The sequence below is a fragment of the Oleiphilus sp. HI0079 genome (assembly GCF_001635105.1).
The window spans coordinates 1-1,284 of the sequence record NZ_LWFT01000884.1; the positions used below are offsets into that span (position 1 = coordinate 1).

2 protein-coding genes are annotated in these 1,284 nt (G+C 43.8%); both read left to right on the forward strand.

Annotated elements, in window-relative coordinates:
* The first annotated feature begins 210 nt into the window (after positions 1–210).
* Positions 211–981 carry a PleD family two-component system response regulator gene (locus A3750_RS16380; protein WP_068455325.1) on the forward strand — a complete coding sequence of 257 codons (771 nt, stop codon included), beginning with the start codon at positions 211–213 and terminating at the stop codon, positions 979–981.
* A 14-nt stretch (positions 982–995) separates the two neighbouring features.
* On the forward strand, positions 996–1,284 hold a 289-nt coding region (locus A3750_RS16385), incomplete at its 3' end, for a response regulator (RefSeq protein ID WP_197475090.1).

Consider the following 1,284-nt stretch of genomic DNA (forward strand, 5'->3'; position numbering starts at 1 on the left):
CGTTGCTCACGCTTCACACCTCTTATATATGTGCGCTCATAAAAATAGGTCGCGTATTATCCTGATAAACAACCAAGATAGCAATAAACCCTCCTTACGCAAAAAGAATAATAATAGTACGCAAACGACTCAGCCTTGCTAAACTGAAGTTGTACGTCTGCTATAGAACAAGAATCGGATACATATTCAGGCAACTAATCAGGGAACAACGTGGCAACGACAAGCGCACTCGTGGTGGATGATTCATCGACATCTCGCACCTTACTAACCAAGATCCTAAAAAAAATGGGTATACATTGTGAGCAGGCCTGCTCCGGCGAAGACGCTCTGTCGCAACTCGCTTGGTTTCACCCTGATTACATATTCTTGGACCACTTAATGCCCGGCATGGATGGATTTGAGACGCTGAAACGCATTAAATCAGAAGAACAAACGAAACATGTTCCAGTCATTATGTACACGTCACAGCATGCGCACAATTACTATGAAGAAGCGCATCGCCTGGGTGCAGCAGGGGTCATCTCGAAACAGATTGATCGGGACAAACTGTATCTCATGCTAGACCGGCTTTGCTCAACTAAACCCGAACAAGCCGACGACGTACCTACTGTGTTCAACGAAGTACAAAGCTCTCTTACTAAAACGGTCGAAAGCGAATCAAGCAACTCAAAGCTATATGCTCGAATATCGACACTAGAGACCGCCTATGAAGAAATCCACGAAGAGAACCGGAACCTTAAGACCGAGCTCGCTAAATTGGCAACGAATCAGGCCGAGATGACAAGCAAGCGCCTCGACCTGGCTTTGCCACAAGTTGTGATCGTTGTCTTTCTGGCTTTTTCGCTTTTTGCCTCTACATTTGCATGGCTGACGACTCAAAAAATAGAACAAGGCTTCACGAATACTCAAATCCAGATGCAACAAGTCAACGAACTGATCGATGAGATCATTCTTTTACTTGAGCATGACGAAGCAAAGTAATTCTGGGGAATTAATTGAGTAACCATCACTTAAGAAAACTCTGCCAAGACAGCAAGTTCTTGATTATCGATGACTTTGAGAACTTTCGAACCTCTCTTAGGCTAATGCTTACAAGCTTCGGGGCCGCTTTCGTTGACACCGTTGCAAATGCTGAACAAGCGTTAAATCAAAGCAAGTACGAAAGCTACGATGTCATGCTTTGTGACTTTAATCTTGGCGAAGGTAAAAATGGCCAGCAAATCCTTGAAGAACTTAGAATCAAAAAGAAGCTAAAGCGCACGCATCTATTCATAATGATCACTG